At 60.7% G+C, this 14,956-nt stretch carries 13 protein-coding genes; 5 read left to right on the forward strand and 8 right to left on the reverse strand.

The window, feature by feature from the left end; all coding sequences use genetic code 11:
- Positions 1–40: 40 nt before the first annotated feature.
- The 3 genes from RQP54_RS02735 (at position 41) to RQP54_RS02745 (ending at position 4,990) form a co-directional block, all read left to right on the forward strand.
- On the forward strand, positions 41–2,965 hold the full coding sequence (locus RQP54_RS02735; protein ID WP_315676634.1) for a ribonucleoside-diphosphate reductase subunit alpha: 2,925 nt from the start codon (positions 41–43) through the stop codon (positions 2,963–2,965).
- A gap of 134 nt (positions 2,966–3,099) precedes the next feature.
- Positions 3,100–4,284, forward strand: coding sequence for a ribonucleotide-diphosphate reductase subunit beta (locus tag RQP54_RS02740; protein ID WP_315676635.1), 1,185 nt, complete (start codon positions 3,100–3,102; stop codon positions 4,282–4,284).
- Positions 4,285–4,348: 64 nt separating this feature from the next.
- Positions 4,349–4,990, forward strand: a complete 642-nt coding sequence (locus RQP54_RS02745) for a histone (protein WP_409997520.1) — start codon at positions 4,349–4,351, stop codon at positions 4,988–4,990.
- 51 nt (positions 4,991–5,041) lie between these two features.
- On the opposite strand, the gene RQP54_RS02750 is transcribed toward RQP54_RS02745, so the two are convergent.
- The 6 genes from RQP54_RS02750 to RQP54_RS02775 all read right to left on the reverse strand — a co-directional run bounded on the left by RQP54_RS02750 (position 5,042) and on the right by RQP54_RS02775 (position 10,062).
- The gene (locus tag RQP54_RS02750) at positions 5,042–5,992 is read right to left on the reverse strand and encodes a zinc-ribbon and DUF3426 domain-containing protein (RefSeq protein ID WP_315676637.1); all 951 of its coding nucleotides are present in this window, start codon (positions 5,990–5,992) and stop codon (positions 5,042–5,044) included.
- Positions 5,993–6,033: 41 nt separating this feature from the next.
- A complete protein-coding gene (prmA, locus tag RQP54_RS02755) occupies positions 6,034–6,915 on the reverse strand; it encodes a 50S ribosomal protein L11 methyltransferase (protein ID WP_315676638.1) in 882 nt (293 codons plus the stop codon).
- A gap of 8 nt (positions 6,916–6,923) precedes the next feature.
- A complete protein-coding gene (gene accC / locus RQP54_RS02760) occupies positions 6,924–8,273 on the reverse strand; it encodes an acetyl-CoA carboxylase biotin carboxylase subunit (protein WP_315676639.1) in 1,350 nt (449 codons plus the stop codon).
- 11 nt (positions 8,274–8,284) lie between these two features.
- Positions 8,285–8,755, reverse strand: a complete 471-nt coding sequence (gene accB / locus RQP54_RS02765) for an acetyl-CoA carboxylase biotin carboxyl carrier protein (RefSeq protein WP_315676640.1) — start codon at positions 8,753–8,755, stop codon at positions 8,285–8,287.
- A 157-nt stretch (positions 8,756–8,912) separates the two neighbouring features.
- Complete coding sequence (locus RQP54_RS02770) at positions 8,913–9,473, reverse strand: TlpA disulfide reductase family protein (protein ID WP_315676641.1); 561 nt, start codon at positions 9,471–9,473, stop codon at positions 8,913–8,915.
- The gene (locus RQP54_RS02775; RefSeq protein ID WP_315676642.1) at positions 9,463–10,062 is read right to left on the reverse strand and encodes a hypothetical protein; all 600 of its coding nucleotides are present in this window, start codon (positions 10,060–10,062) and stop codon (positions 9,463–9,465) included. Before RQP54_RS02775 ends, RQP54_RS02770 begins: the two co-directional genes overlap by 11 nt.
- A 34-nt stretch (positions 10,063–10,096) precedes the next feature.
- Here RQP54_RS02775 and mpl point away from each other — a divergent pair, with 34 nt between their 5' ends.
- Both mpl and RQP54_RS02785 read left to right on the forward strand, forming a co-directional pair.
- Positions 10,097–11,488: a UDP-N-acetylmuramate:L-alanyl-gamma-D-glutamyl-meso-diaminopimelate ligase gene (gene mpl / locus RQP54_RS02780; RefSeq protein WP_315676643.1), complete on the forward strand. Its 1,392-nt coding sequence runs from the start codon at positions 10,097–10,099 to the stop codon at positions 11,486–11,488.
- 147 nt (positions 11,489–11,635) lie between these two features.
- Positions 11,636–12,103, forward strand: coding sequence for a hypothetical protein (locus RQP54_RS02785; protein ID WP_315676644.1), 468 nt, complete (start codon positions 11,636–11,638; stop codon positions 12,101–12,103).
- A gap of 50 nt (positions 12,104–12,153) precedes the next feature.
- Here RQP54_RS02785 and RQP54_RS02790 read toward each other — a convergent pair whose 3' ends face one another.
- Positions 12,154–13,284 carry a 3-deoxy-7-phosphoheptulonate synthase gene (locus tag RQP54_RS02790; protein WP_315676645.1) on the reverse strand — a complete coding sequence of 377 codons (1,131 nt, stop codon included), beginning with the start codon at positions 13,282–13,284 and terminating at the stop codon, positions 12,154–12,156.
- 211 nt (positions 13,285–13,495) lie between these two features.
- Positions 13,496–14,956, reverse strand: a complete 1,461-nt coding sequence (gene tldD / locus RQP54_RS02795) for a metalloprotease TldD (protein ID WP_315676646.1) — start codon at positions 14,954–14,956, stop codon at positions 13,496–13,498.

The following is a 14,956-nucleotide window of genomic DNA, read 5'->3' on the forward strand; positions in this document are numbered from 1 at the left end:
GAGAGACAGCCCAAAACTTCCCACCCCATTAGAGGATTTCATGCAAACTTCCGTCCCATTCGAGGTAAGCACCACCCATGCTTTCAATCTGAGCGTCCCCGGCACCGAGGAAAGTGCAGCGGCCCCGCAGATGCTCAATCACTACCAGATCATTCGCCGCAATGGTGCCGTAGTACCGTTTGAACCCAACAAGATTGCCGTGGCCATGATGAAAGCCTTCCTGGCTGTGCATGGCACCCAGGGCGCCGCGTCAGCCAGCGTGCGCGAAACGGTAGAAGCCCTGACACAGCAGGTCATTCGTGCGCTCGTTCGCTCCCGGCCCAACGGTGGCACCTTTCACATCGAAGACGTGCAAGACCAGGTTGAGCTTTGCCTGATGCGCTCCAGCAACCATGAGGTTGCCCGAGCCTACGTGCTGTACCGTGAGCGTCGTGCTCAGGAGCGCGCAAAGCAAACGACAACGGAGACACCAGCCACCCCGGTTATCCACGTGTTGGAAAACGGAGAGCGCGTCGCGTTGAACTTGGGTAAATTGCAGGACGAAATCGAAGCCGCCTGCCAGGGCTTGAGTGCAGATGTCAAGGCCCAACCCATCGTGGCCGAGACCATGCGCAACCTCTACGACGGCGTGCCGATCGAAGAGGTCTACAAGGCCGCCATCCTGGCTGCCCGCACCCTGATCGAAAAAGATCCCGATTACACCTATGCCACGGCACGCCTGCTGTTTGGCACTATCACCCGTGAAATCCTGGGTCGATCGGTCGCGCCACAAGACATGCAGGCCGCCTATGCCGAGTATTTCCCCATCTATATCCAGAAGGGCATCCAGTACGAACTGCTCGATCCGCGTCTGGCGCAGTTTGACCTCGAGCGCTTGGGCCAGGCCATCAAGGCCGAGCGCGACCTGAACTTCGACTACCTCGGCCTGCAAACCCTGTATGACCGCTACTTCCTGCACAAGGGTAAACGCCGCATTGAAATGCCCCAAGCCTTTTTCATGCGGGTTGCCATGGGCTTGGCGCTCAATGAAATCGACCGTGAGGCACGGGCCATCGAGTTCTATGAGGTGTTGTCCAGCTTCGACTTCATGTCGAGCACCCCAACGCTTTTCAATGCTGCCACGTTGCGTCCGCAGTTGTCCTCGTGCTACCTGACCACCGTGCCCGACGACCTCAACGGCATCTACGACTCCATCAAGGAGAACGCGCTGCTATCCAAGTTTGCCGGTGGCCTGGGCAATGACTGGACCCGTGTGCGTGCCTTGGGTAGCCATATCAAAGGCACCAACGGCGAGTCCCAAGGTGTGGTGCCCTTCCTCAAGGTCGTGAACGACACCGCCGTGGCCGTGAACCAGGGTGGCAAGCGCAAGGGCGCCGTTTGCACCTACCTGGAAACCTGGCACCTGGACATCGAAGAGTTCCTCGAGCTGCGCAAGAACACCGGCGACGACCGCCGCCGCACCCACGACATGAACACGGCCAACTGGATCCCGGACCTGTTCATGCGCCGCGTGATGGAAAAGGGCGAGTGGACCTTGTTTTCACCGTCCGAGACGCCAGACTTGCACGACAAGTTCGGCCCCGAATTCGAAGCCGCGTACGTAGCCTATGAAGCAGCTGCCGCTCGCGGAGAGATCAAGCCCTGCAAGACCGTGCAAGCGACCGACCTGTGGCGCAAGATGCTGACCATGCTGTTCGAGACCGGCCACCCCTGGATCACGTTCAAGGACGCCTGCAACGTGCGCTCTCCCCAGCAGCACGTGGGCGTAGTGCACTCGTCCAACCTGTGCACGGAAATCACCCTCAATACGTCCGACGACGAAACAGCCGTCTGCAACTTGGGCTCGGTGAACCTGCTGCAGCACATCCGCGACGGGAAGCTCGACCATGCGAAATTGCAACGCACCGTGTCCACCGCCATGCGGATGCTGGACAACGTGATCGACATCAACTACTACGCAGTGAAGAAGGCACGGGATTCGAACCTGCGCCACCGCCCGGTCGGCCTGGGCGTAATGGCCTTTCAGGACAGCCTGTATGCCCTGCGCACCCCGTACGCCAGCGACGCGGCCCTTGAATTCGCCGACGAGTCCATGGAAGCCATCTGCTACTACGCCTACTGGGCTTCTACCGAGCTGGCCAAGGAACGTGGCCGCTACTCCAGCTACAAGGGATCGCTGTGGGACAAGGGCATCCTGCCGATGGACAGCCTCGACCTGCTGGCCCAGGCCCGCGGCGGTTACGTGGAAGTGGACCGCTCCTCGCGCCTGGACTGGGATGCACTGCGCAAGAAGATTGCCCAGGACGGCATGCGCAACTCCAACTGCGTCGCCATTGCCCCCACCGCCACCATTTCCAACATCATCGGTGTTGACGCATCGATCGAACCGTGCTTCGGCAACCTGTCGGTCAAGTCCAACCTGTCCGGCGAATTCACCATCATCAATGCCGCCCTGGTGCGCGACCTCAAGCGTCTGGGTTTGTGGGACGAGGTGATGGTCATGGACCTCAAGCACTTTGATGGCTCGCTGGCCCCCATCGATCGTGTACCCCAGGACATCAAGGCGCTGTACGCCACAGCCTTCGAAGTCGAGCCGAAGTGGCTGGTCGAAGCAGCGGCACGACGCCAGAAATGGATCGACCAGGCGCAGTCCCTCAACATCTACATGGCGGGTGCGTCGGGCAAGAAACTCGACGAGACCTACAAGTTGGCATGGCTGCGTGGCCTCAAGACCACCTACTACCTGCGCACGACTTCCGCAACCCAGGCAGAGAAATCGACCGTTTCTTCAGGACGCCTGAACGCAGTGTCGGCGCACGGTGAAGGCGGAGGGCAAGCATCATCGATGAGTGCCCTGGAAGCCGCCGCTGCCGCAGCACGTGCACAGATGGATGAAGCTTCCGTTGCAGCCACCGACATTCGCTTCTGCGGCGTCGACGACCCGACCTGTGAGGCTTGTCAATAAGCCTGCATGACATGCATGCCGCGCACGCATTCGATGTTCGAACACAACACATCGTGCGTTGCGTGGCCTGTGTGTTTTTTATTTGCTTTTCATTTCACACAACCACTCTCATAATCGCCTGATTGGAAACACCTATGTTGCACTGGGACGAAGAAGTCAGACCCACTCTGGCGCCTGTGATGCGCGAGCCGACTGCCATGACACCGGCAGCGATTGGGATTCCCTCCCCCTCCGTTTCCCCAACCACCAACACCCCTGCAATTCCCGCCGCGACTGCACAGCCTGCTATGAATGCGGAAGCACGTCGCGTGCGAGCGGCGGACAAGCGCATCATCAACGGCAAGACCGACGTCAACCAGCTGGTACCCTTCAAGTACAAGTGGGCCTGGGAGAAATACCTGGCTTCGTGTGCGAACCACTGGATGCCGCAAGAGGTCAACATGAATCGCGACATCGCGCTGTGGAAGGACCCCAAGGGTCTGACCGAAGACGAGCGTCGCATCATCAAGCGCAACCTTGGCTTTTTTGTCACTGCCGATTCGCTGGCCGCAAACAACATCGTGCTGGGCACCTACCGCCACATTACCGCGCCCGAGTGCCGCCAGTTCATGCTGCGTCAGGCATTTGAAGAGGCAATCCACACCCATGCCTACCAATACATCGTGGAATCGCTGGGCCTGGACGAGGGCGAAGTATTCAACGCCTACAACGAAGTTGCGTCCATCCGCGACAAGGATGAGTTCCTGATTCCGTTCATTGACGTCATCATGGATCCGGAGTTCAAGACCGGCACGATCGAAGCAGATCGCACCCTGCTCAAGTCGCTGATCGTCTTTGCTTGCCTCATGGAGGGCCTGTTCTTCTACGTCGGGTTCACGCAAATCCTGGCCTTGGGCCGTCAGAACAAGATGACCGGTGCCGCCGAGCAGTACCAGTACATCCTGCGCGACGAATCCATGCACTGCAACTTCGGTATCGACCTGATCAACCAGCTGAAAATGGAAAACCCACAGCTTTGGACGGCTGAGTTCAAGGCCGAAATCAAGGCCTTGTTCGAAAAAGCCGTGGAGCTGGAATACCGCTATGCCGAAGACACCATGCCTCGTGGCGTGCTGGGCATGAATGCATCCATGTTCAAAGGCTACTTGCGCTACATCGCCAACCGCCGCGCCACCCAGATCGGACTGGAGCCACTCTTCCCCAACGAAGAGAACCCGTTCCCCTGGATGAGCGAAATGATTGATCTGAAGAAGGAACGTAACTTCTTCGAAACCCGCGTGATTGAATACCAATCAGGCGGTGCATTGTCGTGGGATTGAAGACGCCAATGCTCGTCCGACCCTCGCACCCCGCTCACGCTGCCGCTCGGCATGCTGGCGAGGTGTGGCACCGTGTTCATGGGGCTGGGACTCCACCCAACCCCATGGATCGTTACCCGCACAAAAACCGCGGGCGACGCTCTTTGTAATCGACTCAAGGAGAATCTCAATGGCAACTGCAAAGAAACCCGCGGCTAAGAAAGCTGCACCGGCTAAGAAAGCTGCACCGGCTAAGAAAGCTGCACCGGCTAAGAAAGCTGCACCGGCTAAGAAAGCTGCACCGGCTAAGAAGGCTGCACCGGCTAAGAAGGCTGCACCGGCTAAGAAGGCTGCACCGGCTAAGAAAGCTGCACCTGCGAAGAAAGCTGCACCTGCGAAGAAAGCTGCACCTGCGAAGAAAGCTGCACCTGCGAAGAAAGCTGCACCTGCGAAGAAAGCTGCACCGGCTAAGAAAGCTGCTCCGGCTAAGAAAGCTGCACCCGCTAAGAAAGCTGCACCCGCTAAGAAGGCCGCACCTGCTAAGAAGGCTGCACCTGCTAAGAAGGCTGCACCTGCTAAGAAGGCTGCACCTGCTAAGAAGGCTGCACCCGCCAAGAAGGCTGCACCTGCTAAGAAGGCTGCACCTGCTAAGAAGGCTGCACCTGCTGCGCAGACGACCCTCAACCCCCAGGCAGCATGGCCTTTCCCCACCGCCAGCAAGCCCTGATCTTGATCAGCGTTTCGTGCGCAGAACCCGACACCACGGTGTCGGGTTTTTTTATGGATAAAACACCAACAATCGGTAGCCGCTGATCTTGTCACTCAGATCCGCTGGCGCTTTCACCGCTATCGGCACCACCACCGACAACTCCCCCCCCGCGGAAAGCGTCGACGCCGACGCGACAAACTCGGATGGTTGCAGGACGCGTCGCATGACTGCGTGGTCATGCAAGTCGGTCAGCGCAAGCTCTGCAGATGGAATGGCCAACGGCCAACTTGCTGTGTTGCGCACGACAAAACTCAATCGGTATACATCCGACTTGACCTTCACAAATGAAGAGGACTCGATGACCAGAGAGTCGATCCGCCGCAGTGGTTGAACGCGGCATCCCAACCAGTCGCACGCTTGCTCCAATACCGGCCGCAGGGCCGGCTGCATGGTGGCCAACTGGTCGCGCTCATGAAACAGCCACTGTCCGGCCAGCAGCAGGGCCATCACCCCGCCCAGAAGCCGCCATGGCCCCAAAAACCGCGCCCTGGCATCTTTGGGTTCACTTCGATGAAGGAAACTCGGCGCGGAGTGCGGCGAAGGCGTCTCGACGGGTGTAGAAGGCACTTCACCCCATGCCGCGACAACAGGATCGTCCTCCGCGCCACTATGCTGGTTCCCGTGATCGGCCACCATGGGGGCCGCCGAGGGCTCAGGAATGGGAGTAGCCGCTGATCCTTCTGCGGCCTGACGCTCGTCTTCCGCAATCGCCAGCGCAACACTTACAGCGGGATCAGGGATCGGATGCTCTTCCGCTGCCCCACCCAACTCCACTGGCTGCTCATCAATGCCCGGCTGACGCGCCTCAGCCGTTAACGGCGACGGCTGCATGTTCGCATTGGCATCGAACACCTCGTCGCATTGCCCACACCGTACCCATCCCTCAGAAATGCGCAATTGATCGGGGACGACCTTGAACAGCGTAGTGCAGGCGGGACAGCGAGTAACGAGACTGGGCATGGTCACGCATTCTAGGGCCCGATGACACGGACCCAAGTGGCTCAGGGCTGGGCCACCATCAACACCCAACCATCTTGCGCATCTGCCACCTCCAAGCGGCAATAGGGCGCATAAGCATCGGTCAACTCCTGCGCCTGCCGCTCCAGGATACCTGCCAATACCAGGTGCCCTGCACCCCGCACGTGCGAGCACAGCAGCGGCGCCAAGACCTTGAGTGGCGTCGCCAGGATATTGGCGACGACGACGTCAAATTGACCTTGCACGGTATCGACGGCTCCAGCCAGCACCTCGACCGCATTGGCCTGCGCGTTGAGCCGCGTCGATGCAACTGCGGCATCATCAATGTCCACCCCCACCACTTCGGAAGCCCCATGCTTTGCGGCGCCGATGGCCAAGATGCCAGAGCCACAGCCATAGTCCAGGACACGCCCACCCTGGGGTGTATTGACCGCCAACCAGCGCAGACACATCCGCGTCGTTGGGTGAGTTCCGGTGCCGAATGCCAGACCAGGATCAAGACGAATCACCTGGCGCGCCTGCTCAGGCGGCTCATGCCACGTTGGCACAATCCAGAATGTTGGAGTGATTTCGACCGGAGCGAACTGACTCTGGGTCAAGCGTACCCAATCCTGATCGGGAACATCCGTCACACCAAGCATTCGGCAACCATCAAAGAAATCCTGGGCTTCCAGGAGTGTCGCCGCGTCCTGCGCAACAACCTTGTCCTGGAAGAGCGCAACCACCAAGGAACGATTCCAACCATCCTTGGGAGCAGGCATTCCGGGCTCACCGAACAGCGCTTGCTCTTGATCGGTATGCGCGTCGGCGTCCTCCACGCTGACACTCAAGGCATCGAGTGCGTCGAGCGCTTCACTGAAGGTTTCAACCGAATCCTGTGGGCAAACCAGACGCAGCTCAAACATGGACCACCTCAGCGCTTGTGTTGCTCAAGCCAATGCTCGAGGTAGTGGATATTGGTTCCACCTTCCATGAATTTCGAATCCACCAGCAATTCACGGTGCAGGGGAATATTCGTCTTGATGCCCTCCACCACCATCTCTGACAGGGCCGTACGCATGCGCGCCAGGGCTTGCTCACGGGTATCGCCATGGACGATGATCTTGCCAACCATCGAGTCGTAGTTGGGCGGAACGAAATAGTTGTTGTATACGTGAGAATCAACCCGCACCCCAGGACCACCGGGCGTATGCCAAGTGGTCACGCGACCGGGAGAAGGCAGGAAGGTATACGGATCTTCGGCATTCACCCGGCACTCAATGGCGTGGCCTTGCACGCTGATCTGGCGTTGCGTGAAAGGCAGCTTCTCACCGGCCGCCACCATGATCTGCGTGCGCACGATATCAATCCCGGTCACCATTTCCGTCACAGGGTGCTCCACCTGCACACGGGTATTCATCTCAATGAAGTAGAACTCACCGTCTTCATAGAGGAATTCAAAGGTACCGGCACCACGGTAGCCAATTTTCTTGCAGGCCGCCACGCAACGCTCACCGATACGCTCGATCAGCTTGCGGTTGATCCCCGGGGCCGGTGACTCTTCCAGAATCTTCTGGTGCCGTCTCTGCATCGAGCAGTCGCGCTCGCCCAGGTAGACCGCGTTGCGATGCTTGTCGGCCAGCACCTGGATCTCCACATGGCGCGGGTTCTGCAGGAACTTTTCCATGTAAACCGCAGGGTTGCCGAACGCGGCGCCGGCTTCTGCCTTGGTCATGGTCACGGCATTGATCAGTGCCGCTTCGGTATGCACGACACGCATGCCACGGCCGCCGCCGCCGCCGGCCGCCTTGATGATGACCGGATAACCCACGGTCTTGGCGATGCGCTTGATCTGAACCGGATCGTCCGGCAACTCGCCATCTGAACCCGGCACGCAGGGCACGCCGGCCCGAATCATGGCCTGCTTGGCAGATACCTTGTCGCCCATGATGCGGATGGACTCCGGAGTCGGACCAATGAACTGAAAGCCGCTCTTTTCCACCCGCTCCGCAAAGTCAGCGTTTTCACTCAGGAACCCATAACCTGGGTGGATCGCCTCGGCATCCGTCACTTCTGCCGCGGAGATGATGGCAGGCATATTGAGGTAGCTTTGCGCGGAAGCTGCCGGACCGATGCACACCGCCTCTTCGGCCAGCTTGACGTACTTGGCATCGCGATCGGCCTCGGAGTACACCATTACCGCCTTGATACCCAGTTCCCGGCATGCGCGTTGAATGCGCAAGGCGATCTCGCCTCGGTTGGCGATCAGAATTTTCTTGAACATCGGACAGGCCCTTATTCGATCACGAACAGCGGCTGCCCGTACTCCACCGCCTGGCCATTGTCACTCAGGATCTGCGTGATGGTGCCCGACTTGTCGGCCTCGATCTCGTTGAGTATCTTCATGGCTTCGATGATGCAGATGGTGTCACCCTCTTTCACCACGGAACCGATTTCGACGAAGGGCTTGGCGCCGGGCGCCGAGGAGCGATAGAACGTACCGACCATGGGAGACTTGACCTTGTGGCCGGACTCGGCCTCCGGCGCAGCACTCGGCGCCACAGGGGCTGCAGAGGCCGCAGCAGCAGACGGGACTGCAGCCGCTACTGGGGCCGGCGCATAAGCGGCAGCCGGCACATAGGCCTGCACCTGAGCGGGGGCCGTCTTCACGATACGAACCTTACCTTCGGCCTCGGTGATTTCCAGTTCAGACACATTGGATTCGGAAACGAGGTCGATGAGTGTCTTGAGTTTGCGCAGGTCCATGAAGTCTCCAACAAAAGTCTTGGAAAGGGCGAAATGTACACCAAATGCTCTTATCTTCTTTCAAATGCACTTGATCCACAAGCAATTTGCAGCAAGAAACCGCGCTCAAATTGCAGGCCCGGGGCGAGCGCGAGGCCCGACCGCTGTACAGAAGCCGCTATTTTAATGCAGCCCACTCCCGCAGGTTTTCCGCGCTCACACGGCCCAACTTGCGCTGCGCCACCGCCCCCGCACCATTGACCACGACGGAAAAAGGCAGTCCGCCCGACAAATTCCCCAACGCACGCGCCAGCTCGGACCCGCCCAGACCGGCCATGGCAACAGGAAACTGGACCGGATTCTGGCGCAGGAAGCGCTGCACCATTTCTACACGATCGACAGCCAATCCAATCACTTGCCAGCCTTTTGCACGATTTTCAACAAAGAAGGCATCCAGCATGGGCAATTCCTCGACACACGGCGGACACCACGTTGCCCAGAAATTGATCAGCAAGGGTTTGCCGCGGAACGCCTGAACAGCCAGGGGATTGCCCTGGGGATCGGCCCAGGAAGTGGCCCAGAATGCTTCCAGTTCGGGCGTGGACTGGGTCTCTTCAGTCGCTACCTGCCCCCGGCGCGACCACCACACCCCGGCAATGATGCCGGCCAGGGTTGCACCAGCAGCCCCCAGCACAAGCCGCCGGGTTGTGCGTGGGGAGGGTGTTTTTTCATCGATCATCGCGAGATTCTTTCAACAAACGGGTCACCGCCTCCAGGGTTCCCTGTGCGGCGCGCCCCCGCGCATCGGGCAACAAGCTGCCGCGCCGGGCCAGCGCATCATGCACCATCAGGTGTACGCCCACATAGCTCTGCAGTTCCTGACACCGCACCTGGATGCTGAGTACGTCGCAAGCCAGCCCTTGCCGATCCCGGCCTACGTGCACCTCGTAGCGCACTCCCTGATCCAACAAAGCCCATTCGGCAGATTTGGGATCGTCACAATACAGCTGCAGGTGAATGTCGTTGAATCGGGTCGCGGTACCACGCCACACGGCACCACTGAGCTGCGGCGAAAAGGCCTGCAGACGTTCCATCCACTGCAGCGCCAAGGTGCGCAAAGCCTGCAGCTCGTGCGGCTGGGTATCGGCACAAAACAGAGCCAGGTACTCTTCCAGGGCCAATTCGACCTGGTCATTGCTAGGCACAGCGGTGCGCGGCGGCAACCCCAACTGGCGCAGCGCCCGCTGCTTCGCGGCGCCATAGTCCAAGCCCTCTTCCGCAATCAGGCGGGCACAGGTTTGGGCAATTTCGGCTTTGAGCGCATCCATGGGGCTGATTGTGCACTGGCACAATCGACCCTCTATGCACATCCACATTCTTGGCATCTGCGGTACCTTCATGGGAGGTCTAGCCGCACTCGCCCGCGAAGCGGGCCACAGGGTCACCGGTTGCGATGCCGGTGTCTACCCACCCATGAGCGACCAACTGCGCGCCCTGGGCATCGAGTTGATCGAAGGCTTTGGCGCCGAGCAAATGGCACTCCAGCCCGACATGTACGTCATCGGTAACGTGGTCAGTCGCGCCCGCCTGGCCAACGGCGATCCGAAGTTTCCGCTCATGGAAGCGATCCTGGATGCCGGTGCCCCTTACACCAGCGGTCCGCAATGGCTATCCGAACATGTGCTTCAGGGCAAGCATGTATTGGCCGTGGCCGGCACCCACGGCAAAACCACCACGACGGCCATGCTCAGCTGGATATTGCAGGAAGCCGGACTGGAGCCGGGCTTTCTGATCGGTGGCGTACCGGTCAACTTCGGTGTGTCGGCCCGGCTCGGGGGCGGGCGCTACTTCGTGATTGAGGCCGACGAATACGACACGGCCTTCTTCGACAAGCGCAGCAAGTTCGTCCATTACCGCCCGCGCACTGCGGTGCTGAACAATCTCGAATTCGACCACGCAGACATTTTTGACAACCTGGCAGCCATCGAACGCCAGTTCCACCATCTGGTGCGCACCGTTCCCAGTTCTGGCCGCGTAGTCGTCAATGCGCTCGAAGAGAGCCTCACCCGCGTGCTGCACCAGGGCTGCTGGAGCGACACCCGCAGCTTCGGCAGCACCGTTGGCGACTTCCAGGCGGCGGGGGAACCGCATGACTTTGACGTGCTGGTGCACGGGCAACGCACCGGCCGTGTGCACTGGGGGCTGGGTGGCGTACACAACCAGCTCAATGCGCTCGCCGCCATCGCCGCCGCCGACCACGTGGGCGTGCCCGTGGCCCAGGCTGCGGCAGCGCTGGCCGGTTTTGTGAATGTGAAGCGGCGCATGGAGGTGCGCGGACAGGTGACGCTGCCTGCGGGTGGGGCTGCGGTTACGGTCTATGACGACTTTGCCCACCACCCGACCGCCATCCGCACCACCATCAACGGGTTACGGCGGCGCATTCCGGCAGGGGAGCGCATCCTGGCGATCTTCGAGCCACGCTCCAACACCATGAAGCTCGGCGCCATGAAGTCGCAACTGCCCTGGAGCCTGGAGGAGGCCGACCTGTCCTTCTGCCACAGCGCCGGGCTCGACTGGGACGCAGCCCAGGCCCTGGCGCCCATGGGCGAGCGGGCAACGGTCCGTGCACAAATCGATGCGCTGGTAGAGTCCATCGTACAAAACGTGCAGCCGGGTGACCACCTGCTGTGCATGAGCAACGGCGGCTTTGCCGGCATCCATGGCAAATTGCTGCGGTCGCTACAAAATACATAGCTGCCTACGCAAGTATTGCGCGGAGAAACGGCACTTTTACTCTATAAGCCTGCTGATACGGCGGTCGTGATGCAGCGCAGTATTGCATACAGAATTTGGGCGTAGCATGACGGTACCTGAACGTACCCCCCACCTAGTCAGCCTCTCATGAAGTCCCGCGTCCTGCGCACCAGCCAGTTCCAGACCACTGCGTTTTCGCCGCATGGCGAGGTGGCCATGTGGTTTGAGGACCAGATCCTGTATTACGACGTCACCGGCCCCCTCAATACCGAGGTGATCGAGTGCCTGGCACTGGCGCAGACCGAGTTCCTCAAGCAGATCGAGCCCCAGGGCCCCTGGGGCAGCATCGCGGTCTGCAAGATCAGCGCAGTGATGGGGCCCGAGTGCCTGGCCCGCTATGGCGCCATGATGTCCACCCCGAAACCGGCGGGCAAAACGCCCGTGGCCACGGCGTTTGTGATGGGGCCCGATGTCGATGGCTACCGCCTGATGGCACCGTTGTTTGCCAAGATCTACGCCGGTATCCAACGCCCTTTCCGGGCCGTGGAAACCCTGGAAGAAGGCCGCCAGTGGATCTTTGCGCAGATCGCGCAGGCCCGCCAAACCGCAGCCTGAAAAAAAGGGGCACTCCATGGGTGCCCCTTCTTCCCTGCTGCAAGCGCCGATCAGCCGCGCTGGCGACGCGCAGCCACGGCTTGTGACAGGACCTCCAACACCTCGGCCGAATCGTCCCAACCCAGGCAGGCGTCGGTGATGCTCTTGCCGTACTCCAGCTTGGAAACATCGTCCTTGCCCGGTGTGAACTTCTGGGCTCCAGCGTGCAGGTGGCTTTCGACCATCACGCCGAACACCTTGTGCGAACCGCCCCGAATCTGCGCTGCGATGTCGCGCGCCACATCGAGCTGCTTTTCATGCTGCTTGCTGCTGTTGGCATGGCTGCAGTCCACCATCAGGGTCGCGGGCAGCTTGGCCTTCGTCAGCTCGGCGCAGGCAGCATCGACACTGGCAGCGTCGTAGTTGGGTGCCTTGCCGCCGCGCAGGATGACATGGCAGTCCTTGTTGCCATTGGTCTGGACAATGGCAACCTGACCGTTCTTGTGCACCGACAGGAAGTGGTGACCGCCTGCTGCGGCCTGGATAGCGTCGGTTGCGATCTTGATGTTGCCGTCCGTGCCATTCTTGAAACCGATGGGGGCCGACAGGCCAGATGCCAGTTCACGGTGCACCTGGCTTTCGGTGGTGCGGGCCCCGATGGCGCCCCAGGAAATCAGGTCGCCGATGTATTGCGGAGAGATGACGTCCAGGAACTCGCTCGCCGCGGGCAGGCCGAGGCGGTTGATTTCGATCAGCAACTGGCGTGCGATGCGCAGGCCTTCGTCGATGCGGCAGCTCTCATCCAGGTAGGGGTCGTTGATCAGCCCTTTCCAGCCTACCGTCGTGCGGGGTTTCTCGAAATAGACACGCATCACGACTTCCAGCGTGTCCGCATACTTCTGCCGCAGGTCCTTCAGACGGCGCGCGTAATCCAGCGCGGCAGCCGGATCGTGGATGGAACAAGGACCAATGACCACCAGCAGGCGGTCGTCCTTTTGCGCCATGATGTTGTGGATAGTGCGGCGGGTCTGGGAAATCAGGCCCTCGATGGCGGTTCCTCGAATGGGGAAGAAACGGATCAGGTGTTCAGGAGGCGGCAGCACGGTAATGTCCTTGATGCGTTCGTCATCGGTCTGGCTGGTGCGGTCGGCGGGGTGCGGCTGGCCATACCAGGTGCCGGTGCTGCTTGTCTTGGCGTTCATGGGTGCTCCTGAAAAAAACCGTGAAAACAAAAAAAAACCGCCGGGGGTCCGGCGGTTTGGGGGGATTCGAATCGTCTCTTTGGGTACGTTCAGATCTCTCGACCGCCGGTTGCGCGTGAGAACCAAAAGTAGGCAAAAAAGTACGATGTGCGATGACGCATGGGGCCCACTGTAGCACAGCTTTTTTCGATCGGGCTGACGCGCACAGGACTTAGGCCGTTCCGCCTACCGTGAGGCCGTCGATGCGCAGGGTCGGCTGGCCCACGCCCACGGGAACGCTCTGCCCCTCCTTGCCGCAGGTGCCGACTCCGCTGTCCAGGCGCATGTCATTGCCGATCATGCTGACGCGCTTGAGGCAGTCTGGTCCGCTGCCGATCAGCGTCGCCCCTTTGACCGGGTACTGGATCTTGCCGTTCTCGACCCAGTAGGCCTCGCTGGCCGAGAACACGAACTTGCCGCTGGTGATGTCCACCTGCCCGCCACCGAAGTTGACGGCGTACAGACCCTTCTTGAGGCTGGCCACGATCTCCTGCGGATCCTTGTCTCCCGCCACCATGTAGGTGTTGGTCATGCGCGGCATGGGGATGTGCGCGTAGCTCTCGCGCCGCCCGTTGCCCGTGGGCTTGACACCCATGAGGCGGGCGTTCATGGAGTCCTGCAGGTACCCCTTGAGGATGCCATCCTCGATCAGCACGTTGCGCTGGGTCACGTTGCCCTCGTCGTCGACATTGAGCGAACCGCGGCGGTCAGCCACGGTGCCGTCGTCCAGCACCGTAACGCCCTTGGCCGCCACGCGCTGGCCGATGCGACCACTGAAGGCGCTGGATCCCTTGCGGTTGAAGTCGCCTTCCAGGCCGTGCCCGATGGCCTCGTGCAACAGCACCCCCGGCCAGCCCGAACCGAGCACCACGGTCATCTCGCCAGCGGGGGCGGGACGCGCGTCAAGGTTGGTCAAGGCCGCATGCACGGCTTCATCCACATAGCGGCTGATCTGTTCGTCGCTGAAATAGGCCAATCCAAAACGCCCGCCACCGCCACTGGAACCCACTTCGCGGCGGCCGTTCTGCTCGGCGATGACCGTCACGGAGAGGCGGACCAGCGGGCGCACGTCGGCTGCCAGCGTGCCATCCGCACGGGCCACCAGCACCACGTCGTATTCCATGGCCAGGCCAGCCATGACCTGTGCCACACGCGGATCCTTGGCGCGGGCCAGCCGCTCGACACGTCCCAGCAACTCCACCTTGGCGGTACTGTCGAGCGTGGCGATGGGGTCCATTCCGGGGTAGAGGCTGCGGCCATTTGCTATCTTTTTACTAGCTACCCGCGCACGTTTTACCTGGGCCACAGCCGAAATAGACCGCACAGTGCGAGCCGCGTCGAGTAACGAGGCCTCGGAAATGTCGTCGGAATAGGCAAAAGCCGTCTTCTCGCCGCTGACGGCACGCACACCCACGCCCTGGTCGATGGAAAACGAGCCGGTCTTGACTATGCCTTCTTCCAGGCTCCAGCCTTCCGAACGGGTGTACTGAAAGTACAGGTCGGCCTCATCGACCTGGTGCGCCTTGATCTCGCCCAGTGCCCGCGCCAGATGGGACTCGTCCAGCCCGAAGGGTGTGAGCAGCAGGGACTTGGCCGTGGCCAGGCGTTCGAGGGTGGGTTCGCGGGAGATCAT

It is taken from the genome of Curvibacter sp. APW13, assembly GCF_032337135.1.
Lineage (GTDB): Bacteria > Pseudomonadota > Gammaproteobacteria > Burkholderiales > Burkholderiaceae_C > Allorhodoferax.

Excerpts from the sequence above, each read along its gene's own strand:
- RQP54_RS02735 (WP_315676634.1), top strand. The coding sequence starts at position 41 with ATGCAAACTTCCGTCCCATTCGAGGTAAGCACCACCCATGCTTTCAAT.
- RQP54_RS02740 (WP_315676635.1), top strand. The coding sequence starts at position 3,100 with ATGTTGCACTGGGACGAAGAAGTCAGACCCACTCTGGCGCCTGTGATG.
- RQP54_RS02750 (WP_315676637.1), bottom strand. The coding sequence starts at position 5,992 with ATGCCCAGTCTCGTTACTCGCTGTCCCGCCTGCACTACGCTGTTCAAG.
- prmA (WP_315676638.1), bottom strand. The coding sequence starts at position 6,915 with ATGTTTGAGCTGCGTCTGGTTTGCCCACAGGATTCGGTTGAAACCTTC.
- accC (WP_315676639.1), bottom strand. The coding sequence starts at position 8,273 with ATGTTCAAGAAAATTCTGATCGCCAACCGAGGCGAGATCGCCTTGCGC.
- accB (WP_315676640.1), bottom strand. The coding sequence starts at position 8,755 with ATGGACCTGCGCAAACTCAAGACACTCATCGACCTCGTTTCCGAATCC.
- RQP54_RS02770 (WP_315676641.1), bottom strand. The coding sequence starts at position 9,473 with ATGATCGATGAAAAAACACCCTCCCCACGCACAACCCGGCGGCTTGTG.
- RQP54_RS02775 (WP_315676642.1), bottom strand. The coding sequence starts at position 10,062 with ATGGATGCGCTCAAAGCCGAAATTGCCCAAACCTGTGCCCGCCTGATT.
- mpl (WP_315676643.1), top strand. The coding sequence starts at position 10,097 with ATGCACATCCACATTCTTGGCATCTGCGGTACCTTCATGGGAGGTCTA.
- RQP54_RS02785 (WP_315676644.1), top strand. The coding sequence starts at position 11,636 with ATGAAGTCCCGCGTCCTGCGCACCAGCCAGTTCCAGACCACTGCGTTT.
- RQP54_RS02790 (WP_315676645.1), bottom strand. The coding sequence starts at position 13,284 with ATGAACGCCAAGACAAGCAGCACCGGCACCTGGTATGGCCAGCCGCAC.
- tldD (WP_315676646.1), bottom strand. The coding sequence starts at position 14,956 with ATGATCTCCCGCGAACCCACCCTCGAACGCCTGGCCACGGCCAAGTCC.